We start from the raw sequence: 22,335 nt of genomic DNA on the forward strand, positions 1-22,335 counted from the left end.
GCACCAATCAAAGGGCTGAGGCGTTTTTTAAAAATGACCATCAATCATGGAAATTCGTTCCGTCCGTCGTTTCTTTAACAATTCCGGCGCGGATGACGAAATCTCCGAAATGTTCTCCTTCATGGCGTTCTTTCGCATAGCGCGGAAGAATATCGCGAAGTTCTTTTAAAATTTCTTCTTCACCGATGTTTTCCCGGTACATTTTGCTCAGACGGCTGCCGTCAAAAGCGGCGCCGAGGTACATGTTGTACTTGCCCGGGGCTTTTCCGATGAAGCCGATTTCGCCAAGCGCATGGCGGGCGCAGCCGTTCGGGCATCCTGTCATGCGGATCGTAATCTCTTCATTCTTCAAGCCGTTTTCTTCAATGATTTCATCAATTTTATCAATCAGCTTTGGCAAATACCGTTCCGCTTCGGCCATCGCCAATCCGCACGTCGGCAGTGCGACGCATGCGATCGAGCTGCGGCGGAGCGCTGTATAATGCCTGCCGTCAGTCAAACCAAACTGTTCGATCAGCTCGCTGATCTTTTTCTTCTTTTGGCTTGTGACATTGGCAATGATCAAGTTTTGATTGGCTGTGAGGCGGATATCGCCGGTATGAACTTTGGCAATTTCCCTTAAGCCGGTCATCAGCTTGTAATCATCATAATCAGTGACACGGCCGCCCTCAATAAACATTGTAAAGTGCCATCTTCCTTTTACACCCTTTACCCAGCCGTAGCGGTCGCCGTTATGTTCGAAATGATACGGCTTTGCTTCAGGGAGGCTCCAGCCGAGGCGGTTTTCCAGCTCGTTTTTGACCGTTTCCAAGCCGAGGCGGTCAATTGTGTACTTGAAGCGGGCATTTTTGCGAACCGAGCGGTTTCCGTAGTCCCGCTGGATCGTAATCGTTTTTTCGGCGACATCGTATAACTGGTCAGGCTTGCAGAAGCCGATGACTTTGGCAAGCTGCGGATACGTTGCTTTGTCCCCGTGTGTCATGCCCATGCCGCCGCCGATCGCGACGTTGAAGCCGATGAGTTCATCATCCTCGACAATCGCGATAAACCCGAGATCCTGGGAAAATACGTCAATATCGTTTGACGGCGGAACGGCGATGCCGATTTTGAATTTCCGCGGCAGATACAGCGGTCCGTACATCGGTTCGAGTTCTTCCGCATCAGGCGTGCCGGCCACTTTTTCTTCATCAAGCCAGATTTCATGATATGCCCGTGTGCGGGGCAGCAGGTCATCACTCAGTTTTTTCGACCATTCATACACTTCTCTGTGGATTTCTGATTGATACGGATTGGAAACACACATGACGTTCCGGTTAACATCGCCGCATGCTGCAATCGTATCCAGCATGGCTGAATGGATCGACTGAATCGTTTTTTTCATGTTCCATTTTAAAATGCCGTGCATTTGGAAGGTTTCCCGGGTTGTCAGCTTCAATGTGCCGTTTCCGTATGTCCGGGCAAGCTCATCCATGACAAGCCACTGTTCAGGCGTTGCGACACCGCCCGGCATCCGGACGCGCAGCATGAACTGATACGCCGGCTCAAGCTTTTGCTTTTGACGCTCATTGCGGAGATCGCGGTCATCCTGCAAATAGCTGCCGTGATGCTTCATCAGACGGTTGTCGTCATCGGAAATTCCGGCTGAAAGCGGCTCAAGCATCGATTCCTTCAGGGTGCCGCGCAAATAGTTGCTTTCTTTCTTAATGCGTTCTACATCGCTCGGCGGGCCTTCAGGCGCTTTTAATATTTCGTTCCCCATGTTGAAAAAGTCCCCTTTCAATCAAAATCAGTATACATCGCGCTGATAACGTTTTTGCTTTTTCATTTCTGCCAGGTAGGCTTCAGCTTCCTCACGGCTTTTGCCGCCTTCTTTTTCGATAATTTCAAGCAATGCGTTCTGAACATCTTTGGCCATGTTGTTCTTGTCGCCGCAAACGTAGAAAGCCGCTCCTTCTTCAAGCCACTCAAACAGTTCTTTGCTGTGCTCAAGCATGCGGTGCTGTACATACACTTTTTCTTCCGTATCCCGCGAGAACGCGACATCCATTTTTGTCAGCACGCCGTCACTCAGCCACTTTTGCCATTCTGTCTGATATAAGAAATCGGTGACGAAGTGCTGATCGCCGAAGAACATCCACGATTTCCCCGATGCCCCGGTTTCTTCGCGCTCCTGCATAAATGACCGAAACGGCGCAACACCTGTGCCCGGACCGACCATGATAATCGGAGCCTCCGGATTTTCCGGCAGCTTAAAGCTTTTATTCGGCTGAATAAAAATAGGCAGCGTGTCGCCAGGCTGAAGGCGTTCAGCACATAAAACCGAGCAGACCCCTTTTCGGTCTCTGCCGTGCGTATTGTAGCGGACAGCGCCAATCGTCAAATGCACCTCATCCGGATTTGCAGCGAAGCTCGATGCGATCGAATAAAGACGCGGCGGAATTTTTCGAAGAATCGAAACAAATTCCTGCGGAGCTGCTGAAATCGGGCCGAAATCCTGAACAAAATCAATCAGGTCGCGGCCTGCGATGTACGCTTTTAATTGATCCGCGTTTTCCTGAGCGGCAAGCTCGCGCAGTTTTTCATGTTCAATGAGTTCTGCCGCCTGCTGAATGAATTTTTTTGTCAGTACCGTAATTTCATAGTAAGAAGTCAACGCTTCTTTCAAGGAAATGTTTTCTCCTTGATCAACAGTGATGGTAGCATTCGGATCCCATTTCAGCTCGGCCAGCAGCATGTCGACGAGTTCCGGGTCATTTTCCGGAAAAATGCCGAGCGCATCGCCAGGTTCATAAGTCAAGCCTGAGCCTTCGAGCGATAATTCAAGGTGGCGCGTTTCTTTATTTGATCCGCGGCCGTTTAAATTCAAATTTTCCAGCACTTCCGCTCTGAACGGATTTTTTCTCGAATATACCGTTTCTCCTCCTGCGGCTTGCGGTGCTGCCGTTTGAGCGGGTGCTGAGCTTGCGCCCTGTTCCTGTCCTTCGTTTAAGCTTGAGATGACACCGTCAAGCCATGCTGCAGCCGGCTCATCATAATCGAGATCGCAATCGACGCGCGGATGGAGCCTTGTGCCCCCAAGCTCACCAAGCCGCTGATCGAACTCTTTTCCGGTCTGGCAGAAAAATTCATACGACGTGTCGCCAAGAGCCAGCACAGAATAACGGAAATCATCGAGCTTCGGAGCCCGTCTGCCGTGGAGAAATTCATGGAATGACAGCGCGTTGTCCGGCGGATCCCCTTCTCCGTGCGTGCTGACGACGATGAGAAGGTTTTTTAATTTTTTCAATTGGTTCGGCTTAAAATCGCTCATTGCAGAGACGGTGACTTGGAAGCCCCGTTCTGTAAGCGTCTTAGCCGCGTTTTCAGCAAGTCCCTGTGCATTTCCTGTCTGCGACCCGAATAAAATGGTCACTTCTTTGGAAACAGGCTGGGCCGGACTTGCAGCCGGAGCTTCCGCCGGCAATGTTTCAAGCGCCGCCGCGGCATCGGCGGTTTGCACAGCCGCCAGATAACCGCTCAGCCAGGCTTTTTGCGATGCCGTCAAAGTTGGCAGAAGGCGGTTGAGGAGCTCTGCCTGCTCCTGATTAAAAGGACTGTTCATTACCTGAAGTTGCAACGATATCCACCTCACTAAGGAATAAAAAAATTATGACTTGTTTGAAACGGAAAAGGATTACCTTCATCATATATCCACTATTCCTATAAATCAAATCGGTTTTATTGACGCAAAACATCTGTCGATCACGGCTTTTGCTGCTAAGAAATATTGTAAGCGCTCACTCATCACGTCCCTTTTGCCGCTCGGCGTCAGCCTGCTTCAAACTAAACATTCCTAAAAAATATTCTAATTTAAAGTTTACTGGAATACTCAACATTAGTAAAATATATATTAATTATCACAGCTATTAAGGTTTTTAATAAAGGAGAGATTCGTGTGCATTATGATGCGCTGAAGACATTCGTTACCCTTGCAGAAGTCAAAAATTTCACGAAAACGGCCGAGCTTCTTCTCATGTCGCAGCCGAGCGTGAGCATGCACATTAAAAATCTTGAAAAAGAGTTCCAGACAAAATTATTTGAACGCTCTCCGAAATATTTGAAAATCACGCCGACCGGTGAAATTTTATACGATCGCGCCAAACAAATGATCACTATCTATGAACAAACGCGGCAGGACATTCTCGATCACCACAACTCGATCAAAGGCGAGCTGAAAATCGGCGCAAGCTTCACAATCGGCGAATACATTTTGCCATCTCTCTTGTTCGACCTACAAAAAGAATATCCTGAGCTCGAACTCAAGGCCGTCATTGGAAACACGGAAGAAATCGTGCAGTCTGTCCGCCTGTACAAAGTGGACATCGGCTTGATCGAAGGACAGACAAATGAAAAAGAGCTTTCTGTCCACGCCTTTATGCAGGACGAATTGTTTATCGCAGCTTCAAGCGATCACCCGCTTGCGGTCAAACAGGATGTGACAATGGCCGATCTGCAAAATCAAACGTGGGTAACGCGCGAAGTCGGCTCAGGCACACGCGAATACTTAAACCATGTCATCCGTTCAAACGGTTTGAAAGTGAAGTCGTTTCTGACGATCAGCAGCAATCAGGGGATCAAAGAAACGCTCATGACAGGCATCGGACTGTCTCTTTTATCTAAAAGCGTCATTGAAAGAGATGTGCAGCATGGAAACCTTTCCGTGCTCCGGCTGAAAAATCAAACCTTTAACAGGACGCTTTCATATATATATTCACCCGTCATGCAGGACAAGAAAAATGTGAAAACCTTCATTAACGCTTTGAACAAAAGAACGGCTTCGGGATGATGAACCGTTCTTCCTGCCGCTTCACGAAATGTTTGTTTTCGTTTGTCCAATGTATGAATCATCACTGGAAACGATTGACTGCCGGCTGATCATACCATATCCTGGAACTATCACATAGGAAAAGAGATGATGGTTATGAAATGGTTAGGTAAAAGTTTAGTTGCTTCATCATTACTGGCGGGTATGCTTGCGGTTTCGGGAAGTCCCATGCATGTACAAGCCCAGGAACTCTCTAAAACTGAAAGTCTCTCTTCTCACGTATCTGTCATTGCCCCTCAGGCGATCGTTATCAACAGGCCGATGAAAGTTGGACAGGAAGATCAATACGTCGGCATTTCGAACGTCTCCTACAGCGGCAGCGCCATTACCGTCAGCGTCACCTCGGACCGCGTGTACGTAAAAGCCGTCAGCCCAGGCAAAGCGACATTTTCGTATCTCAATTCATTGGGACAGCTGGTCATCAACAATATTACGGTCACCCGCTAGCACTTAAATCCGCGGAAGGAAACGGCTTCCGCGGATATTTTATATCTCCGGTCTAAAATAAAAACACCAATCACAGCGAATTGGTGTTTTTGCTATCAACGTATTTGATGATTTTCGCCGGATTTCCGCCGACGATGGCATTGTCCGGGACATCTTTTGTCACGACGGCTCCGGAAGCGATCACTGCATTGTCTCCGACCTTGACGCCGGGATTGATGACCGCGCTGCCGCCAATCCAGACGTTCCGTCCGATGATGACAGGTATCCCGTACTCCGCACCGCTTATCCTTTCGGACGGATCGAGCGGATGGGTAGCCGTATAAATATGAACACCCGGTCCGAGCATACAATGATCGCCTATCCGGATTTCGCATACATCGAGGAAAACACAGTCAAAATTGGCGAAGAAATTTTCCCCGACATGTATATTAAAGCCGTAATCACAGCGAAACACCGGTTTCGATGTGGAACGTTTCGCCTGTTGAACCAAACAGCTCTTTAATCAGCTTGGTCCTTTTATTGTCGTCGATTCCGTTCGAATGGTTGAATTCATTCGTAAGTTTGCGCGCCCTGAGTCTGTCATGGCGCAGCACCGGATCAGAAGCATGATAAAGCTCTCCGTCCAGCATTTTTTGCTTTTCTGTTTTCATTGGTTTTGGTCTCCTTGACTGCATTGTTACATTCCCTACATCAATTGCAACACTAAATTGAACACTTTTACAATAAAGTAGACATTGATGAGCAGCAAAAGCAAAATAACAGCCTTCCGCTTCTCATGTTTAATTTCATAAACGAATTTCCACATGAAAAAGATTGCTAAAAATACGATTAAAATACTATCAACACTTTTAAGTATCAGATCCATCCAATTCCTGCTCCCTTTTGACTTCTATATAAGACAATATTTTCATAACGCGCGGCGTACTGCAAGACTCTTTCCCAGTTCTCAAAAAAAAATCGAAAAACTGTTGACGAATCCATCTAATCTGCATATAATAGAACTTGTCAGCAAAACAAATACCCAGTGTTACATATCATGATTCCGTAGCTCAGCTGGGAGAGCGCTACCTTGACAGGGTAGAGGTCGCTGGTTCGAGCCCAGTCGGAATCATACCAACAAACCCTTGTATATCAAGGGTTTGTTTTTTTATGCATTACTTTAAATACACCCTGATGAATTGAATTGTTGGCAAAAAACTTTTTAATCAATGACAATGATGCTACCGGAACATGTCAGCATGCTCCCCGAATTGGAGAGTAATCACAATAGAGTGAAGAGACCTGTCCCTTTTCTGTATTTAAGCCACTGCCAATGCTTAACGGTCCGGAAACCGGGGAGATCGTTCAAATTGAGGGGAATCCATTACATAAACCCGCAGCAGAAAACTTTCCATGTCGTAGATTCAAAAGAGACACCAACCTCATTAAATTTGAGGATGTTATTGGTATAGAAATGATATAGGCCCTTCTCAAAAATTGAGAAGGGCTTTTTTAACTTCAGGAGAACAGTTTTGTTCGGGTAGTCTTCCCGGCGAAACTATCTGCAGAAAGGACCTTTCGTCTTTGAGAAGCCTTTAACGGATTTTTTTATTATCTTGGCGTCCTAAACCACTTATAATCATATCCGACTTGTTTTGAATACTTACTGTCTTTGTATACATACAATTCAATGATCGTATATCTATATTTTTTGTCATAAGCTAAATACTGTGTAGTCGAAAAATATCGTGTTGGCTTTTTCTCAAAGAATGTTGGAAAGAATGTGTTTGCAGCTATTGCAGCCCACTTATTCCAAAGTGCTGGAAGTGATGCGACAAATCTAGCAGCTAATTCAGAAGCCGTATCCATATTTTTTGAACTTCCCCTGAAATGGTCAACAATTTTCCATTTACTTGAAGGGGGTACAGCTTGAATATGTACCTTCCCATTTTCATCCATAACGGAAACGCTAGATAAATCGGCCATTTGCTGCAATTCAGTTTTAACAACTGTCGGTCTGAATGAGTTACTTTCTCCCTCAGCTGCCTGTGATGTTTGTGGAATTAATGAAGAGCCGATTAATACAGCAGCCAACGCAGTCCCAACAAATTTTTTCATTTTTTCATGCAACCTTTCATGTTATATTTGTTATGTAATTACCTGAGTTGACAGGGCAATTATACCAAACTTGTAAATTTCATCAATTGAATTTACAGAATATTAACAAAATGGAGGGTTTCTGATGAATGAAGATAAATTAAATATTTTCGAAAAAATTGTATATGGACTGGTTATTGCTTCTATGTTCGTGTGGGCATTTTCACCAGAAGCTATTAAAGAGATTATAAAGATTATTAGTTTTCTTTTGTTGACTACTGGATTCATTATTTCTGGCTTTTTGAAACGGGAAGAAAAACTTTTTATCATTATCCTTTCTTTAGCTTGGATTGTAATGGTCGCTGGTATCTTTTAATAGTAAATCACTCCACGGATTCCAATACTTATTGAGTGGCCCTCTGTCAAGAGGGCCTTTTCATTATTTCAGTAGGTCTTCAATTTTCGCTTTAGTCTTAGGCCCGTAAATACCATCCGCAGATAGCCCATACATCAGCTGGAACCGTTTGACCGTAACAAAGTGAAAAAGGCCGCCTGCTTTCAAAAAGGTTCGTCCAGGTAGCATTCTTTACTTCTGCTTGACTTCTACGTATTTTGTAGAAGCTGTGATGTACAATCCAGATTTCAGCTTGTACATTTTTTATCCATTGACCGTAAGCGTCTTATCAATCGTAAACGCTTCACCTGGTTTCACCTTTTGATACTTAGCCCCCCAGTCCGGTTTGTTATAAACCCATAGCCACCCGTCAGCGTTTGACTTCACTACAACCATTTTAACACCCTTTTCGACCGTTCCTTTTTTAGCCGTTTTCCTAAGTCCAACTGCTTCTGCAATGCCCTCGGCATGTCCCCTGGCTAATAAATGAAGCTTGCTTAAGTAATGCCGCGTCATTTTTATTTGCAGCCATTTTTGTGCCACGAAGGACTGAAAAGTTAGCCGATTTTTCCCCACGGTCTTTTACCCCTTTACCTTTGATCTTGTTGAAAATAGCTTTATGGACAGCCGCCTGCTTTTGACCTGTTCCAGATGATACAGCTAACTTGTGAAAACGATAGGTTTCAAATCCTGTCCCCCCTCCAGCATTGATATATGCGTCTCCCATTCCGGCCAATAAAAAAGCGGCCTCCAATCAGCTGCACAACATCCGTGTGCAAAAGATCAGTGTCCGCAGGCTCTCCGTCTTGGACTCAGGTATACGTTCGTTTTTCTTGTCTCTATCGTATGACAATGTGAAGAAAAAAAAAGTCCCCCATTTTATCCCCCTTTTTGTCGGCTTTTTCTCGGATTTGAACATAAAAAAGCACTCAATCAGAGATTAAGTGCTAAAACAAGTAATTGTCAGTTCTGTAGTTCCGTTTTATCTTTAAACATATGAAACGGATCCTATAAATTTAAAAGCATACCCATTGTTAACAATTTCATTTTTTTTCCCTTCATAATCAAAGTTATATAGTAAAATAGCAGAGTTTATATTGTTCGGAAGTTTTTTACCCTGAATAGCTTCAAAACGAGGTAAAATGATTTCATCATATGAACAGCCACGTATTAATTCGTGCAACAATTCTTTATTCTGATCATGAACAACTTTTTCGATAAAGTCTTCATCTAAATCATCAATATCTATGTAAAAGTCTTTTAAAAACGCAGAAGGGAGGAAATCACCTTCTTCTTCATCATACGGTAATTCAACGTATTCATTTAATTTATCATCAGTTTGAATACTACCAATCCATAATGAGACATAATTTTCTCGTTCCATTTTAAATCCTCCTATTTTTTTATCCTTAGTCCCTCAGGTAAAGCTTCAACTCCACCTTTTAGTCTGTAATTGGTCCAATTGTTTAACCTTCGTACAAACATATTATAATCTTTGGATGAATCTATAATCTTTAGTAGCTCGTTGTGAGCAGCAGTAGAGCCTAGTCCACCGTGCTTTCCAGTCGGGTTAACAAATTCCACTTCATTTATTGCCGTTCGTAGCTCCCTAATTTGTTCAGCCGTTACTCCCCAGTGTTTAAAAGTTGGGGCTCGTGAAACCAGATGCCACTCATGCATTCCTCCCGGAGCTCGGAGCTGCCTTTCTATGGCTCTCCTAATTTTTTGTCACTTCAGAATTCATCTAATTGTTTAGTTGATAATGAATTAAACCATTTATTGAACTCCCCACTTTTAACAGTTGGTACAATTGTTTCCCGTACTTTTTTTACAGTCTGACCCGAAGTCCCTTTATTAGGGTTGAAAAGCACACTCTTCTTCTTATCCTCAACCAACTCACGTACCAGAGGTGTATTCTTCGTTAATAGAATTCGGTGCATCCTGAAGAATCGTCCCATATTTTCGCATGTAACACAAGATTAATGTCTCAACCAGCTTAAACTTGCTTCAACAAGTATGAGGCGAACTTTGGCGGAATCTGTGGTTCCATAGACTTCCTCGCTCTGCCCGGCTACCTTTATCTAAGACTAGTCTTAAAAAAGATCAATAATGACTGAGAAAAAATACACCTGAACGTTTGACCCGTACGTTGAAGACGCACCTCTGGCCTTTTGTGATGCATTTCATTTTGACAGTCTATTTTCAAATTCTTATTACCAATTTCACCCCACTAAATCAACTAAAAGTGTCATTCACCTTCCGAGGCAAATGATGATATTCAAGGGCAAACGCGCTCTCCTTCCAACGGTTTTTATAATCCACATTAATTTCTCCACAAACATCACTAAGGCTTTGATAATCCATTTAATCCAATATATTCCAAAATAAGTCAAAATAATTACATCAATCCTTTAACTTTCAGGCAACGAAATGACTTTTGGTTGATTGTTTTTTAAACATGGATATTTTCTGGGTTTTTCGCTTTATTTCGGGACTAGAAAACAAGTCCTTTGTCAGATTGAGAGAGGCCGAACCCCTGCTAAAATAAAGTGCGTGTTGTTGGGAAATATTTCACAAAAGGGAGGGCCGCTTGTTAAAGGATATCGACATTTGAAAGGAGAACAACTGTGGCTAAGACTATTATTTCTGGTTTTATTTTATTTTTTCTGCTTATTTTTTCGGGAGCTGAACCAACATCGGCGGCTTCCTGGGATACAAAAGGAGACAACATTATTCATGATCCTTCCATGATTAAAGAAGGAAATACATGGTATACATTCGGCACTGGAATTGGCAATGGAATCCGCGTCATTAAATCGACAGACGGAAAAACGTGGAGCGCAATGCCAAGCATATTTGCAACTCCATTATCATGGTGGAAACAGTACGTGCCAAACCATGAAGAAAACCAATGGGCGCCTGATATCAGCTATTATAATGGACGCTACTGGCTTTATTATGCGGTATCCGCGTTCGGCCCGAATACTTCCGCGATCGGACTCGCTTCAACAGACCGACTCTCTTCCGGAAAATGGCGCGACGACGGGCTTGTCATCCGGACGACGCCTGCGAACGATTATAATGCGATCGACCCTGATTTAGTCATTGATAAAGAAGGAAATCCGTGGCTGTCCTTCGGCTCATTTTGGAGCGGCATCAAGCTGACAAAGCTTGATAATAACACGATGAAACCTACAGGGAAGATTTATTCCATCGCATCAAGGCCGAGCCATGGTGGAGCGGTTGAAGCGCCGTCTATTACATATAAAAACGGCTACTATTATTTATTCGTTTCGTTCGATAAATGCTGCCAAGGTGTGAACAGCACGTACAAAACCGCTTACGGCCGCTCGACAAAAATAACGGGACCTTACTATGACAAAAGCGGCAAGAAAATGACGGAAGGCGGAGGCACAATCCTCGATTCCGGAAACGACCGCTGGAAGGGCCCGGGCGGCGCGGATATAGTGAACGGCAGCATCATCGTCAGACATGGTTATGATGCGCTTGACAATGGGGCGCCTAAGCTGCTGATTAATGATTTATATTGGGATTGGCCGAAGTATTAGTTTTTAAACCGAGCAGATGTTTTTTCTGCTCGGTTTTTTCTATTGTTTCAGCAGTCTAGCTTTGTAAGAACTCCATCTAAAAAATCAAAAAATATTTAATCTGCCATATCTTCAAAGTATCGATCATTTTGATCAACTTTTTTAATAAATCCCTCTAGAGAGTCAGCTATTTTTTTAAAAAAAGAATACCGATGACTTATCGGTATCATTTAAATCAAGCGTTAAATATACACCTTCATTTACCTCATAAAAAACAAGCCTGTCTTCATCTTCATATATATCATCTAAATCAGGGTCAAATTCGTAAATATCTTCCCTTAAAGTGATATCTGCGATCGTAGCGGGATCTAAAAATCTGTTTATTGCACTTTTATTCCCTCTTATAAACCCGTACCCAATCTCTAAATAAAATTCTCTGAGTTCTTTAGGAAATAGAAAGCCAAGTCTATCTTCCGCTTTTATGAGATCGTTTTCTTTTAACTCATAAAACTCATGATGACTATTTTTTATAAAATTAAATTTGTTCAGCCTCATGAACCGCCTTAGACAGCCTTATAGATGGTGCACCTTTACTATGAATATCCGATTGATGCTCATCAAGAAATTCAGCCAGGCCGCCAAACAACGTTCATACCTTGCTGTTTGATTCCACTATCCGCACCGCTTCTTCCTCTGCGCCATTTTGATAAATAATCAAGCGGGTTACCACACCATTCTCCAAAATAAATTCCACTTCAACAGACAATGATCTGAGGAAAAAGTGCGTTTCCGAGGCTGGAAATAATTAAAAACGGATCTGTCCGGTGATTTGCATATAAAGCCGTTCCTTATCAACTGTCACATCAGCGACGGTGCCAGCCTGAAGTGAATAACTTCCGACATATCTTTTGTAAATGGCCGGATCGATCTCTTTTTTCTTTTTATCGGCGGGGCGGTCAGGGGTTTTGTAGGCCTTTTCAAACAGGATATTTTCAACGGCTTCAAAAATGGCCTGTTCATATTCATCATCCTGTTCCACATTGCTCAAATAAATGAAGGTTTTTCGTTGATCGATATATCGGATCATTACGGTTGAATAGCCTGGCCAGCCGCCGCTGTGACCGACAATTCGCCCTGTTTCAGGACTGTCCCGAAGCACCCATCCACACCCGTAATCTACGGACTCTCCGTTTTTCAGAGACGCGGGAGAAAAAGCAAGCTCTTTTGAGACTTGATTGATCAAATAATCTGCATATAAGGCTTGGTCAAACAAATACAAGTCATGAATGGTTGAATTTACGGTTCCGTCCCCCTGAATCCCGTCAAGATAGCAGACATATTTTGTTTCTTCAAGGTCATCAGGCAGAACGTACTGTTCTGTATGCACGTCATACACATATCCATACGCATAGTTCTCAATGGTTTCAGGTTGAAGCCTTCTGTTATACACCCTTGAGTTCCGCATTTCCACCGGTTCAAAGATACTTTTTTTCATATATTCGGCAAAACTCAGACCGGATGCCTTTTCAATGATAACCGCAAGCAGCACATATCCCGTATTGCTGTACAGCCAACCTTCACCCGGGGCAAAATAGCGTTGCGGCTGATGATTCATCAGCATATCAACGATATCTTGATTAACAGCAATCTTGTTATGATCCCAATGTTGTAAAAACCACTCCATATAATCGGGCAGACCCGACGTATGTGTCAATAAATCGCGAATCGTTATACCTTGATAGGGAAATCCGGTTATCCACCGTTCTACGGGATCCTCGATATTCAATGTCCCTTGCTGTGCTAATTGAAGGATACCCAAAGCAGTGAACGGCTTGGATAGCGATGCTAATTCAAATAAGGAATCTTCCTGCAATAAACGCTTATCTGCCAAGTTTGCATATCCGAAGGCGCCTTGATATAGAATGTCTCCGTCTTCAGCGACTAACACCGCCGCGTTGATCTGACTTTTTTCATTTAACACACTAAACAGGTTAACAAGTTGTTCTCTTTTTTTCTGTTTCACTTTTCCACCTCCCTTTCTTTATACGCATATGGAAATAAGAGGTTTCAACTAAAAAAAAGACAAGACTGCTTCTTGTCTTTGAAATCACTGTTCTACCATTCTAATAAGTTTCAACATCCTTTTCGCAAGTCACTCATTGATCTGCGGTGCGACCCATTTGCCACAGCACAAATGAATGTCAAATGGACTTTTGATTGCGGCGAAAGAATGTTGCAAACAGCAATAAAACGTTGCTCAAAAGAGTTGCCGCCCCTAACCAGACGAGCCATTCCGCATTTGTCCCCCAGGAATATCCGATGATGATCAGAGCAATGCAGCTTGAGAAAAAGGGTCCTGTCTAACTTTGCGCCGCGGCGAATGGTTTCCTTTGTCTGCAGGAATTTATCTTTTGCATGATAGAACCTCTTCTTTACCTTGATTTTAAAAATAGTTACCTTTGCATACAGATTATTTTTCATCATTTTCTCCTCCATAGCGGCGTTTCTCAAATTCTCCGAGAATCTTTTCTGTATCTAACGGATTTCCCACGCCAAGCTGAATGTTTGCATTCTCCTCAAAACCGTCTTGTTCTTCACCGTCAAAACGGTAAAGCTTTTGCAGCAGCCGCCAAAATGTCGCAACCTCTTCGGTTGTAAACTGCTGAAACAAGTCGGCCAAGAAATAGACGGACCTTTCGGAACAATCCACCAGCGCTTTCTTTCCTTCAGCGGTCATTTCAATATTAATGGAGCGTTTGTCTTTTTGACTTGGCACTGATTTGATATAGCCTTTTTTGATCAGACCTGTCATCAGCTTGTTGGCGGTCTGTTTGGTTGTGCCAAGCTTTTTGGAGATATTCGTAAGCGTGGCAGTTTCAGTCGGCAAATGCGCGATGGCGATGAGTGCCATATGTTGCCTGGAAGTTAATATTTCCATGTATTCATCACCTCGGGTTTGCACCTTATTGACAACTGAAAACAATGTCGCATAGCTTTGCTGCATCAAATGTAATTCTTTGATTAAGCCGTTGATATCCATTTTTTCTCTCCTTCGAATATAGTCAACATGCTGACAAATGTACAATACCCTCTTTCCGTAAAACTGTCAACATGGTGACTATTTTTATGATTGATCAATTGGGCATTCCGTTTTACACTATTTAATTATCAGATAATTCAAAATACTAATCAGAAACAGGGGGTTTTTATGAATTCTTCACTCATTTCAGCGGATGATGCATGGGTGCTTTGGGGGTTTATTGCGGTGTGGGCGGCGGTGAGTATTTATTTGGAGCAGCGGTATCGCTGGGCTGCGGCCGTATCGGGGGCTGTACTGGCGCTGGGCGGATCGATGCTGTTTACGAATGCGGGGATTCTTCCGGCCGAGTCGCCCGTCTATGATGCGGTGTGGTCCTATGTTGTTCCGCTTGCGATACCTTTGCTGCTTTTTCAAATCAATGTGCGGAAGATCCTGAAAGAAAGCGGCAGGCTTTTGATGATGTTTTGCATCAGCGCCCTGGGCACTGCGGCCGGAAGCGTGATTGCTTTTTTTCTGTTTAAGCAGCAGATTCCGCACCTTGAGAAAATCGGCGGGATGATCAGTGCCTCTTATATCGGCGGAGGCGTGAATTTTGCAGCGATGGCCGCGAAGTTCTCAACTCCCGGTGAGTATGTATCATCGACGGTGGTTGCAGATCATTTTATGATGGCTCTTCTTTTTTTCATTTTAATGGGGATACCGGCGCTTAAATGGTTTCAAAAACGCTTTGGCGTTCCTGAAGAGGCGGCCGGCCGCAAAAATCAGGCGGAAGCCTATTGGAAAAGAAAAGAGATGTCCTTGCAGGACATTTCTTTAAACATCGGAACCGCCTTTGCGATCGTTGTTGTGTCTGTAAAAGCAGCGGCCTTTTTCAAAGAGCATTTTTCTTCTGACGACGGGTTTCAGTTTCTTGCCTTTGTCTTGGGCGACCAGTTCTTGCTGCTGACGACGCTGACAATTTTGCTGACGATTGCCTTCCCCCGCTATTTTGAACGGCTGCGCGGCACACAGGAAATCGGGACTTATTTGATTTACCTATTCTTTGTCGTCATCGGCATTCCGGCAGACTTGCGGATCATTCTCATGAACGCCCCGCTCCTCCTTGCATTTGTGTTTGTGGTTGCCATGTCCAACCTGCTCGTATCGCTCGTCGCCGGAAAGCTGTTTCGTTTTCGGCTCGAGGAAATTCTCTTGGCCTGCAATGCGTCTGTCGGCGGTCCGACAACAGCGGCTGCGATGGCGATTGCCAAAGGTTGGCAGGGCCTCGTTGCTCCGGTAATGCTGGTCGGGACGTTCGGATATCTGATCGGTAATTATGTCGGCACCCTCTTGGGCACATGGTTTTCCACCCTGGTTTAAACGCAAAAAAAGCCGCAGATTCCCTGAAGAGTCTGCGGCTTCTTTTATGATCGGGCGAGCGCTCCGGATACAGCTTCCAATGCACGGGCAAAATCGGCCTGCAAATCATCGGCATTTTCCACACCGACACTCAGCCGCAAAAGGCCGTCGGTGATCCCCCGTTTTTCCCGCTCTTCTTTCGGCATGGCGGCGTGAGACATTTTTGCCGGATAAGAAAGGATCGATTCCACAGCGCCGAGACTGACGGCAAAGACCGGAAGAGAGACGCGTTCCACAACCTTTTTCACGGCTTCTGCATTCTCCAGCTCGAATGAAAGGACAGCGCCGGCGCCGTATGACTGGTGCCTGTGAACGGATGCACCAGGATGCGAAGACAGCCCCGGATAATACACTTGTTTGACAACCGGATGCTTTTCAAAAAATTCAGCGAGCTGCTGAGCCGTTCGCGATGATTTTTCAAGCCGAACCTGCAGTGTCTTCAGCCCTCTCAGCACAAGCCAGCAGTCTTGGACGCCGAGAACAGCGCCGAACGAATTTTGCAGTTTATAAAGTTCTTCCCCGAGCTTTTTGTCTTTCACGACGGCAAGGCCTGATAAGACGTCGCTGTGTCCGCTTAAAAACTTCGTCGCGCTGTGTAGCACAACATCGACGCCGAGCTCAAGCGGTCGCTGCAGCGCCGGGGTCATGAACGTGTTGTCAAGAAACGTCAGACAGCCGTGCGCCTTGGCAAGCTTGACGACCCCTCTGATATCCGTAATGCCGAGCGTCGGATTTGACGGTGTTTCAAGGTAGATGACTTTTGTGTTTTCCTTTATGTTTAAAGCAATTTCATTTAAATCCGTCATATCGACGAAAGTATGTTCAATCCCGAAGCGGCTCAGCACTTCCGTAATCATCCGGTAAGTGCCGCCGTACACATCTTTTGTGACGAGCACGTGATCGCCCTTTGACAAAAGCAGAAAGGCGGTGGAAATCGCGGCCATTCCGGATGAAAAAGCAAATCCCCTCGTCCCTCCCTCAAGCTCGGCTATCGTGTCTTCAAGCGCCGTTCTTGTCGGTGTGCCTGACCGGCTGTAGTCATATTCGCCGAATTTGTCAAAAGAACCTTGATGAAAGGTTGAGGCGTGCTGGATCGGCACGCTGACGGCTCCGGTTGCTCCGTCCGTTTTATTTTGGTTATGAACAAGCCTTGTTTCAAGCGTCCAGTTTTCATGACTCATGCGAAACCGCCTCCCCTTTCACTTTTTCCAGCGCAGTTTTGAGATCCTGCTTTAAATCTGAGACGTGTTCGATTCCGACTGAAAAGCGCAGAAGTCTGTTGCAGACGCCGTTTGCAATTCGGATGTCTTCCGGAATATCCATATGGGTCTGTGTCGCCGGGTAGGTGATGAAGCTTTCGACTCCGCCGAGGCTTTCGGCGAAACAGATCGTCTTGAGATTTTTCAGAAACGGATTGACCCATTCTTCTTTCTGAACGCGGAATGACAGCATGCCGCCTTTTCCCGGATAAAGAACATCGGCAATTTCCTCCTGCTCTTCCAAAAAGGCCGCGAGTTCCTGTGCGTTTTCCTGATGCTGTCTCATCCTGAGAGCGAGCGTCTTCATCCCTCTCATTAAGAGCCATGAATCGAACGGCGATAAAACCGCGCCGATGGCGTTTTGGTGCTGGAACATTTCCTCAGACAGCTCTTCGCCTTTTGCGACGACAAGCCCCGCCAAAAGATCGTTATGACCGCCCAAATACTTCGTCGCGCTGTGAATGACAAGATCAGCGCCGAGCTCAATCGGCCTTTGCAGAACCGGTGTATAGAACGTATTGTCGACAATGAGCAGCAAGTCGTGCTCTTTGGCGATTTGCGCGATTTTTTGAATATCGGCTTCCTGCATGAGCGGATTTGTCGGCGTTTCTACAAACAGTGCCTTTGTATTGTTCGTGATTTTCGACTTAATACAGTCTTCGTCTGAAAAATCGTCGTAGAAAAAGCGCAGTCCGTATTTCTTCCATTCGTTTTCAAAAAGGCGGTACGTTCCCCCGTATAAATCGGATGAAACGATGAGTTCATCCCCGCTTTGAAACAGAGCCATGATCGTCTGAATGGCAGCCATACCGGAACTGAACGCAAAGCCGCGCGTTCCCCCTTCGAGTTTCGCGATTGCATCTTCAACAAGCTGTCTTGTCGGATTTTTTGTGCGAATGTAATCAAAGCCTGTGGATTCCCCGATTCCTTTGTGTCTGTACGCAGAAGAGAAATAAACGGGAGGATTGACAGTTCCCGTTATTTCATCACTGCGGTTGCCGATTTGCGCCAGCGTTGTTTGTACATGTTCAGTCATATGACACCATCCTTTTAAAATAAAAAACCCCTTCTTCATAAGAAGAAGGGGGATTATGCGCTTCTTCTTATCTTCCAAGCATCTGCTTGCTGGATTTAGCACCTTGGTACACTGACATCGTCAGTGCAGACCGGTTGCTGAGGTTTCAAAGGGCCAGTCCCTCCACCTCTCGTGATAAGAATCTCTTCAATTTTCTGATTGTTCTTTACTTTAACCTAAGTCAAGACATTTTTCAAGGGTCATTTTTAAATCTTTCCTCATATTGAACATGGTATGATGAAACCAAACGACGGAACCGGAGGAATCAGATGCCAAAAACAGAGCGATTAATCGAATTGATGATGACCGTTCATACAAAACGAAAATTTACGGCCGGGGAGCTCGCAGCAGAATTCGGGGTTTCCTACCGCACGATTCTCCGCGATCTGGACGAGCTGAGCGGCTCGGCGTCCCGATCTATTCTGAAACAGGCGCGAACGGAGGCTATTATTTGCTGAATGAACCTGTGCTTCCGCCGCTCTTTTTTACACAATCAGAGGCGGCGGCTATGTTTTTCGCGTATCAATCTCTGCAGTTTTTCGGATCGCTTCCCTTTGATGCGGAAACGCGGATGGTTTTAAAAAAGTTCTACCGTCACCTTCCCGCGGAAACACAGGAGCGGATTGATGCGATGAAAGACAGAATCGTGTTCTGGAATCCGCATCGTCCCAAAGCCGCCGAACATTTAGAAACGCTTCTTGACGCAGCCATCACTCAATCCGTTTTGACAGTCGTTTATGACGGAACAGACGATTGCGCGGAGAGATCCATCCAACCCATCGGCTTGTACAGCTGGAACGGCTTCTGGTACTGTCCGGCCTATTGCTTTAAAAGGCAGGCGTTCAGACTGTTCCGCGCCGACCGCATCCTTCGGGCGGAAAAAGCGGCCAGCCCGCTGGCCCGCCAGCTTCCCTATCGATCGGTTCTCAGCTGGATCAAACATTCGGAGAGCGAGTGCCCTGAACCGGTGCGGCTGCAAGCGGAACTGACACGCAGAGGAGCCAGGCGGGCTGCGGCTGATGTGGATTTATGCAAGATCCTCACCATGCGGGATGACGGAACGGGGGTTATCGATGCAAACCTCCCCAGGTCAGAACTTGAGTATTTCGGAGACCTTTTGTGGAACCTCGGCACTGAGGCAACGGTCAAAGAACCCGCGGAAATCAAGCTTCAGCTGAAACGAAAGGCTTCTGAAATTTTAGCAAGGTACGACTGACTTTTTTAAAGAAACGTGACAAAGCCTGTCAGGATTAGGTGATACTTTTAGAATAAAGCCAAATGGAAAGGATGAAGCAAATGAATCAAGTTCAAGTCCTGCGGAGCGATTTGTTCCACGAAATGGAGACAGGCGTCCGCTCCACGTGTCATCTTCTGAAAAAAGTGAAGGAATCTGACTGGTCTTACCGGCCCGCCGACCGCATGCGAAGCCTAAAAGAACTGGCAAGCCATCTGACGGCCATCCCAGAAGCCGACTTGGCCATCATGCAGGAAAAGGAAGAGGCCGCCATCTCCCGGATTGAAAAGAAGTATAGTGCATTACAGTCTGCTGACCAAATGGCTGAAGCGATGCAGAAAGGATTCGCCGCTTTTCAAACGTATATGACTTCCCTCTCCGACGAGGAGTTTTTGACGAAAAAAACAAAGCCGTTTTACCTCGATGAAGGGATGACCCAAAGCCGCTGGCTGACGGAAACGCTCACCCACGTCTTCCATCACAGGGCCCAGCTGTTTAATTATTTAAAACAGCTCGGCTATGACGTCAACATGTTCGATCTGTATCTTTAAAAGGTGTTCATATGAAGCTGCCTCTGACAAAAAAAGAACGGTCAAACTTAAGGACAGCCAAGGTGAAAATAAAAAAAACGGCATATATGGATCTGTCCGTCCTTGCACATGCGCTCGGTTCGTCTTTGGAGCGCGCCGCATACATCAAGGCGCTCGCCCAGTTTCAAACGGTTCCTTCCATCGGGCCGAAAATGGCGCAGTGCGCCGTTGACTTAGGCTACTATTCCCTCGGCGACATCAAGCATGAATCAGGTGCGGATTTGATCATCCGCCTGGAAAAACTGAAAGGCTACTGGGAAGACCCTTGTGCAGAAGATGCGCTGCGCTGCATCGTCCATTATGCCAACGATCCCGAAAGCGACAAAAGCTGGTGGGATTTCACAGCGGAAAGAAAAAAGTACCGTGAGCGCTACGGATACCCTCCGGATAGACCGTCAACGCCCTGGTACGAAAAAAAACGATCATAAAAAAACACGGCTGCCGAACAGTTCGGCAGCCCTTTTCGCTTCTTTCACAAGAGAATTTCGTGTTAAAATGAATGGAAACGTTCACAAACATTATTTCTGGAGGAATTCACCTTGGCTATGAAAACAGGAGTCATTCAGGAGAAGAAGCTTTTTTCGGAAGAGCTCGGCGAGGAAATGGAGCTTCTCGTCTATTTGCCGTCATCCTTCTCGCCGCTTTATAAATATCATGTGATCATCGCACAGGATGGACATGACTATTTCAGGCTCGGGCGCATCAGCAGACAGGTGGAAGAACTGCTGGCGAACGGTGAAATCGAAAGAAGCATCATCATCGGCATTCCGTACAAAAACGTACAGGAGAGAAGGCTTACATACCATCCGGAAGGGTCAAAATTCGAAGCGTATAAACGTTTTTTGGCAAATGAACTCGTCCCTTTCACCGACAGAGAGTATCCGACATACCAAGTCGGATCAGGCAGAACGCTGATCGGGGATTCGCTCGGAGGAACGGTTTCTCTCATGACGGCGCTTGACTATCCGAATATGTTCGGGAACGTCATCATGCAGTCACCTTATGTCGACCGCCATGTTCTCGATAAAGTGAAACAGTCCGATTCCCTGCAGCTTATTTCAATTTGCCACCAAATCGGAGAGAAGGAAACCGCCGTCAAAACGACAGATGATCAAATTTTGGACTTCACAGGTCCAAATGAGCAATTAAAAGAATTACTTGAAGAAAAGCAGACAAACTACGATTTCAAAGCTTTCGACGGGGATCACAAGTGGACGTACTGGCAGCCGCTCATCACCCCCGCTTTAAAAAAAATGCTGTAGCTCTCTGTATATCGGCTCATCTTTGATATACTAAACCATATCAATTGTTTAAGGAGGGAACAAAATGAAATACGGTATTGTGCTATTTCCATCAAAAAAACTTCAGGACATTGCAAATTCCTACCGAAAACGCTATGACCCGAATTACGCTTTAATTCCGCCCCACCTTACATTAAGAACACCTTTTGAAGCGTCTGAAGACGAGATCGCGGGCGTCGTAAGACACCTGAGGGAGCTTTCAAAAGAGCTGAAACCCATCACGCTGAAGATTACAAAATTCAGTTCCTTTGCCCCCGTCAATCATGTCATCTACATGAAAGCCGAACCGACAGAAGAATTGACGCAGCTTCATGAAAAAATGTACAGCGGCGTTTTGGAAGACAAACCCGAATACGCGTTTGTTCCCCATGTCACAGTCGCACAAAAGCTGTCAGATGATGAGCATTCCGACGTCCTCGGCACGCTGAAAATGAGAGACGCGTCACACGAAGAAGTCATCGACCGCTTTCACCTGCTTTACCAATTGGACAACGGATCATGGACCGTCTATGAAACTTTTATTTTAGGAGCGTGAAGAAAGCCAGTGGAAGCCGTCATTGTGAAGAATCAACAACAGCTTGAAGACGCCTTCTTTGTTAGAAAGGAAGTCTTTATCAAGGAGCAGCACGTATCACCGGAAGAAGAAATGGATCATCTCGACCAGGAATCTTCACATCTCGTCATCTATGACGGAAAAGAGCCGATTGGCGCTGGCCGGCTGCGGCTTGTCGACGGCTACGGCAAACTTGAACGAATCTGTGTGCTGAAAAGCCACCGCTCCCTCGGCGTCGGCAACCTGATCATTCAGGCGCTTGAAGAGGAAGCCGCCAAGCAAGGTGCGGTTCAATTCATGCTGAACGCACAGACACAGGCTGTTCCCTTTTACGAAAAACACGGCTATAAAGTCGTGTCTGAAGAATTTTTAGATGCGAATATCCCCCATGTCAAAATGGTCAAATAATAACCACCCGTGCTAACGGGTGGTTTTCTCTGCGGCTGAAAGCCTTTGTTACTGACCAAACCCTAAAGGGTTTCTGAATGGTTCGCCTTATGTACTACTTCTACTGGCCAGACCTCAAAGGCCTTCGCCTTACTTTCGTTTCCTTTGC

Annotated in this window: 22 protein-coding genes, 1 tRNA gene, 5 pseudogenes and 1 riboswitch; of the genes and pseudogenes, 12 read left to right on the top strand and 16 right to left on the bottom strand. The window is 45.4% G+C overall.

Annotated features, from left to right (window positions below):
* Positions 1 to 40: 40 nt before the first annotated feature.
* Together cysI and QMZ64_RS08225 are read right to left on the bottom strand one after the other, a co-directional pair.
* On the bottom strand, positions 41 to 1,759 hold the full coding sequence (gene cysI / locus QMZ64_RS08220) for an assimilatory sulfite reductase (NADPH) hemoprotein subunit (RefSeq protein WP_265627298.1): 1,719 nt from the start codon (positions 1,757 to 1,759) through the stop codon (positions 41 to 43).
* Positions 1,760 to 1,786: 27 nt separating this feature from the next.
* Positions 1,787 to 3,616 carry an assimilatory sulfite reductase (NADPH) flavoprotein subunit gene (locus QMZ64_RS08225; protein WP_265627299.1) on the bottom strand — a complete coding sequence of 610 codons (1,830 nt, stop codon included), beginning with the start codon at positions 3,614 to 3,616 and terminating at the stop codon, positions 1,787 to 1,789.
* A 318-nt stretch (positions 3,617 to 3,934) separates the two neighbouring features.
* Here QMZ64_RS08225 and QMZ64_RS08230 point away from each other — a divergent pair, with 318 nt between their 5' ends.
* The gene (locus QMZ64_RS08230; RefSeq protein ID WP_243939762.1) at positions 3,935 to 4,825 is read left to right on the top strand and encodes a LysR family transcriptional regulator; all 891 of its coding nucleotides are present in this window, start codon (positions 3,935 to 3,937) and stop codon (positions 4,823 to 4,825) included.
* 135 nt (positions 4,826 to 4,960) lie between these two features.
* A complete protein-coding gene (locus QMZ64_RS08235) occupies positions 4,961 to 5,311 on the top strand; it encodes a hypothetical protein (RefSeq protein ID WP_243939760.1) in 351 nt (116 codons plus the stop codon).
* A gap of 103 nt (positions 5,312 to 5,414) precedes the next feature.
* Here the strand turns inward: QMZ64_RS08235 and QMZ64_RS23300 are convergent.
* The 3 genes and pseudogenes from QMZ64_RS23300 to QMZ64_RS08245 form a co-directional block, all read right to left on the bottom strand.
* Positions 5,415 to 5,564, bottom strand: a pseudogene (locus QMZ64_RS23300) (DapH/DapD/GlmU-related protein); the annotation flags it as partial.
* Positions 5,565 to 5,751: 187 nt separating this feature from the next.
* A complete protein-coding gene (locus tag QMZ64_RS23305; protein WP_409365395.1) occupies positions 5,752 to 5,961 on the bottom strand; it encodes a maltose acetyltransferase domain-containing protein in 210 nt (69 codons plus the stop codon).
* 35 nt (positions 5,962 to 5,996) lie between these two features.
* Entirely contained in the window at positions 5,997 to 6,176 is a 180-nt protein-coding gene (locus QMZ64_RS08245; protein WP_011197793.1) for a hypothetical protein, read from the bottom strand.
* Between the two features lie 173 nt (positions 6,177 to 6,349).
* Between QMZ64_RS08245 and QMZ64_RS08250 the strand changes: the two genes are divergently transcribed.
* A tRNA-Val gene (locus QMZ64_RS08250) sits at positions 6,350 to 6,422 on the top strand.
* A gap of 479 nt (positions 6,423 to 6,901) precedes the next feature.
* Here QMZ64_RS08250 and QMZ64_RS08260 read toward each other — a convergent pair.
* Complete coding sequence (locus QMZ64_RS08260; protein WP_265627300.1) at positions 6,902 to 7,408, bottom strand: hypothetical protein; 507 nt, start codon at positions 7,406 to 7,408, stop codon at positions 6,902 to 6,904.
* A 124-nt stretch (positions 7,409 to 7,532) separates the two neighbouring features.
* Between QMZ64_RS08260 and QMZ64_RS08265 the strand changes: the two genes are divergently transcribed.
* Complete coding sequence (locus QMZ64_RS08265; protein WP_265627301.1) at positions 7,533 to 7,763, top strand: hypothetical protein; 231 nt, start codon at positions 7,533 to 7,535, stop codon at positions 7,761 to 7,763.
* Between the two features lie 63 nt (positions 7,764 to 7,826).
* Here QMZ64_RS08265 and QMZ64_RS08270 read toward each other — a convergent pair.
* From QMZ64_RS08270 to QMZ64_RS08285, 4 genes and pseudogenes are all read right to left on the bottom strand, one after another.
* Positions 7,827 to 7,916 (bottom strand): annotated as a pseudogene (locus QMZ64_RS08270) (peptidoglycan-binding domain-containing protein); the annotation flags it as partial.
* 129 nt (positions 7,917 to 8,045) lie between these two features.
* Positions 8,046 to 8,177 (bottom strand): hypothetical protein, encoded by a 132-nt coding sequence (locus QMZ64_RS08275; protein WP_301441229.1) that lies wholly within the window; start codon positions 8,175 to 8,177, stop codon positions 8,046 to 8,048.
* Between the two features lie 40 nt (positions 8,178 to 8,217).
* Positions 8,218 to 8,517, bottom strand: coding sequence for an N-acetylmuramoyl-L-alanine amidase (locus tag QMZ64_RS08280; protein ID WP_301441230.1), 300 nt, complete (start codon positions 8,515 to 8,517; stop codon positions 8,218 to 8,220).
* Between the two features lie 252 nt (positions 8,518 to 8,769).
* A complete protein-coding gene (locus QMZ64_RS08285) occupies positions 8,770 to 9,165 on the bottom strand; it encodes an immunity 22 family protein (protein ID WP_301441231.1) in 396 nt (131 codons plus the stop codon).
* A gap of 1,243 nt (positions 9,166 to 10,408) precedes the next feature.
* On the opposite strand from QMZ64_RS08285, the gene abnA reads away from it, so the two are divergent.
* Positions 10,409 to 11,350 carry an arabinan endo-1,5-alpha-L-arabinosidase AbnA gene (gene abnA, locus QMZ64_RS08290; RefSeq protein WP_409365396.1) on the top strand — a complete coding sequence of 314 codons (942 nt, stop codon included), beginning with the start codon at positions 10,409 to 10,411 and terminating at the stop codon, positions 11,348 to 11,350.
* A gap of 95 nt (positions 11,351 to 11,445) precedes the next feature.
* Here abnA and QMZ64_RS08295 read toward each other — a convergent pair.
* From QMZ64_RS08295 to QMZ64_RS08310, 4 genes and pseudogenes are all read right to left on the bottom strand, one after another.
* Positions 11,446 to 11,878, bottom strand: a pseudogene (locus QMZ64_RS08295) (SMI1/KNR4 family protein).
* 100 nt (positions 11,879 to 11,978) lie between these two features.
* Positions 11,979 to 13,352 (bottom strand): annotated as a pseudogene (locus QMZ64_RS08300) (serine hydrolase).
* 110 nt (positions 13,353 to 13,462) lie between these two features.
* A complete protein-coding gene (locus tag QMZ64_RS08305) occupies positions 13,463 to 13,813 on the bottom strand; it encodes a hypothetical protein (RefSeq protein WP_301441232.1) in 351 nt (116 codons plus the stop codon).
* The gene (locus QMZ64_RS08310; RefSeq protein WP_265627306.1) at positions 13,800 to 14,369 is read right to left on the bottom strand and encodes a MarR family winged helix-turn-helix transcriptional regulator; all 570 of its coding nucleotides are present in this window, start codon (positions 14,367 to 14,369) and stop codon (positions 13,800 to 13,802) included. The genes QMZ64_RS08305 and QMZ64_RS08310 overlap by 14 nt, the downstream gene beginning before the upstream one ends.
* Positions 14,370 to 14,537: 168 nt before the next feature.
* On the opposite strand from QMZ64_RS08310, the gene QMZ64_RS08315 reads away from it, so the two are divergent.
* Positions 14,538 to 15,728 carry a DUF819 family protein gene (locus QMZ64_RS08315; protein WP_265627307.1) on the top strand — a complete coding sequence of 397 codons (1,191 nt, stop codon included), beginning with the start codon at positions 14,538 to 14,540 and terminating at the stop codon, positions 15,726 to 15,728.
* Between the two features lie 44 nt (positions 15,729 to 15,772).
* On the opposite strand, the gene metC is transcribed toward QMZ64_RS08315, so the two are convergent.
* Together metC and QMZ64_RS08325 are read right to left on the bottom strand one after the other, a co-directional pair.
* Positions 15,773 to 16,948 (bottom strand): cystathionine beta-lyase, encoded by a 1,176-nt coding sequence (gene metC / locus QMZ64_RS08320; RefSeq protein WP_265627308.1) that lies wholly within the window; start codon positions 16,946 to 16,948, stop codon positions 15,773 to 15,775.
* Positions 16,938 to 18,062 (bottom strand): methionine biosynthesis PLP-dependent protein, encoded by a 1,125-nt coding sequence (locus QMZ64_RS08325; protein WP_265627309.1) that lies wholly within the window; start codon positions 18,060 to 18,062, stop codon positions 16,938 to 16,940. The genes metC and QMZ64_RS08325 overlap by 11 nt, the downstream gene beginning before the upstream one ends.
* Before the next feature lie 64 nt (positions 18,063 to 18,126).
* A riboswitch (SAM riboswitch) is annotated at positions 18,127 to 18,243 on the bottom strand.
* A 127-nt stretch (positions 18,244 to 18,370) separates the two neighbouring features.
* Here QMZ64_RS08325 and QMZ64_RS08330 point away from each other — a divergent pair.
* From QMZ64_RS08330 to QMZ64_RS08355, 6 genes and pseudogenes are all read left to right on the top strand, one after another.
* Positions 18,371 to 19,317, top strand: a pseudogene (locus QMZ64_RS08330) (helix-turn-helix transcriptional regulator).
* Positions 19,318 to 19,397: 80 nt separating this feature from the next.
* Positions 19,398 to 19,886: a DinB family protein gene (locus QMZ64_RS08335; protein WP_243939743.1), complete on the top strand. Its 489-nt coding sequence runs from the start codon at positions 19,398 to 19,400 to the stop codon at positions 19,884 to 19,886.
* Positions 19,887 to 19,897: 11 nt separating this feature from the next.
* Positions 19,898 to 20,353 (top strand): helix-hairpin-helix domain-containing protein, encoded by a 456-nt coding sequence (locus QMZ64_RS08340; RefSeq protein WP_265627310.1) that lies wholly within the window; start codon positions 19,898 to 19,900, stop codon positions 20,351 to 20,353.
* Positions 20,354 to 20,464: 111 nt separating this feature from the next.
* Positions 20,465 to 21,187: an esterase family protein gene (locus QMZ64_RS08345; protein ID WP_107661697.1), complete on the top strand. Its 723-nt coding sequence runs from the start codon at positions 20,465 to 20,467 to the stop codon at positions 21,185 to 21,187.
* A 64-nt stretch (positions 21,188 to 21,251) separates the two neighbouring features.
* Positions 21,252 to 21,761, top strand: a complete 510-nt coding sequence (locus QMZ64_RS08350) for a YjcG family protein (protein ID WP_165426709.1) — start codon at positions 21,252 to 21,254, stop codon at positions 21,759 to 21,761.
* Positions 21,762 to 21,770: 9 nt separating this feature from the next.
* On the top strand, positions 21,771 to 22,187 hold the full coding sequence (locus tag QMZ64_RS08355; protein WP_265627311.1) for a GNAT family N-acetyltransferase: 417 nt from the start codon (positions 21,771 to 21,773) through the stop codon (positions 22,185 to 22,187).
* The last annotated feature ends 148 nt before the right edge of the window (positions 22,188 to 22,335 follow it).

The sequence above is a fragment of the Bacillus sp. LB7 genome (assembly GCF_030449715.1).
Lineage (GTDB): Bacteria > Bacillota > Bacilli > Bacillales > Bacillaceae > Bacillus > Bacillus paralicheniformis.

What these genes read in the sequence shown, in the direction of transcription:
- cysI (WP_265627298.1), bottom strand. Translation starts at nt 1,759, where the DNA reads ATGGGGAACGAAATATTAAAAGCGCCTGAAGGCCCGCCGAGCGATGTA.
- QMZ64_RS08235 (WP_243939760.1), top strand. Translation starts at nt 4,961, where the DNA reads ATGAAATGGTTAGGTAAAAGTTTAGTTGCTTCATCATTACTGGCGGGT.
- QMZ64_RS23305 (WP_409365395.1), bottom strand. Translation starts at nt 5,961, where the DNA reads ATGAAAACAGAAAAGCAAAAAATGCTGGACGGAGAGCTTTATCATGCT.
- QMZ64_RS08245 (WP_011197793.1), bottom strand. Translation starts at nt 6,176, where the DNA reads ATGGATCTGATACTTAAAAGTGTTGATAGTATTTTAATCGTATTTTTA.
- QMZ64_RS08260 (WP_265627300.1), bottom strand. Translation starts at nt 7,408, where the DNA reads ATGAAAAAATTTGTTGGGACTGCGTTGGCTGCTGTATTAATCGGCTCT.
- QMZ64_RS08265 (WP_265627301.1), top strand. Translation starts at nt 7,533, where the DNA reads ATGAATGAAGATAAATTAAATATTTTCGAAAAAATTGTATATGGACTG.
- QMZ64_RS08275 (WP_301441229.1), bottom strand. Translation starts at nt 8,177, where the DNA reads ATGGTTGTAGTGAAGTCAAACGCTGACGGGTGGCTATGGGTTTATAAC.
- QMZ64_RS08285 (WP_301441231.1), bottom strand. Translation starts at nt 9,165, where the DNA reads ATGGAACGAGAAAATTATGTCTCATTATGGATTGGTAGTATTCAAACT.
- QMZ64_RS08305 (WP_301441232.1), bottom strand. Translation starts at nt 13,813, where the DNA reads ATGATGAAAAATAATCTGTATGCAAAGGTAACTATTTTTAAAATCAAG.
- QMZ64_RS08310 (WP_265627306.1), bottom strand. Translation starts at nt 14,369, where the DNA reads ATGGATATCAACGGCTTAATCAAAGAATTACATTTGATGCAGCAAAGC.
- QMZ64_RS08315 (WP_265627307.1), top strand. Translation starts at nt 14,538, where the DNA reads ATGAATTCTTCACTCATTTCAGCGGATGATGCATGGGTGCTTTGGGGG.
- metC (WP_265627308.1), bottom strand. Translation starts at nt 16,948, where the DNA reads ATGAGTCATGAAAACTGGACGCTTGAAACAAGGCTTGTTCATAACCAA.
- QMZ64_RS08325 (WP_265627309.1), bottom strand. Translation starts at nt 18,062, where the DNA reads ATGACTGAACATGTACAAACAACGCTGGCGCAAATCGGCAACCGCAGT.
- QMZ64_RS08335 (WP_243939743.1), top strand. Translation starts at nt 19,398, where the DNA reads ATGAATCAAGTTCAAGTCCTGCGGAGCGATTTGTTCCACGAAATGGAG.
- QMZ64_RS08340 (WP_265627310.1), top strand. Translation starts at nt 19,898, where the DNA reads ATGAAGCTGCCTCTGACAAAAAAAGAACGGTCAAACTTAAGGACAGCC.
- QMZ64_RS08350 (WP_165426709.1), top strand. Translation starts at nt 21,252, where the DNA reads ATGAAATACGGTATTGTGCTATTTCCATCAAAAAAACTTCAGGACATT.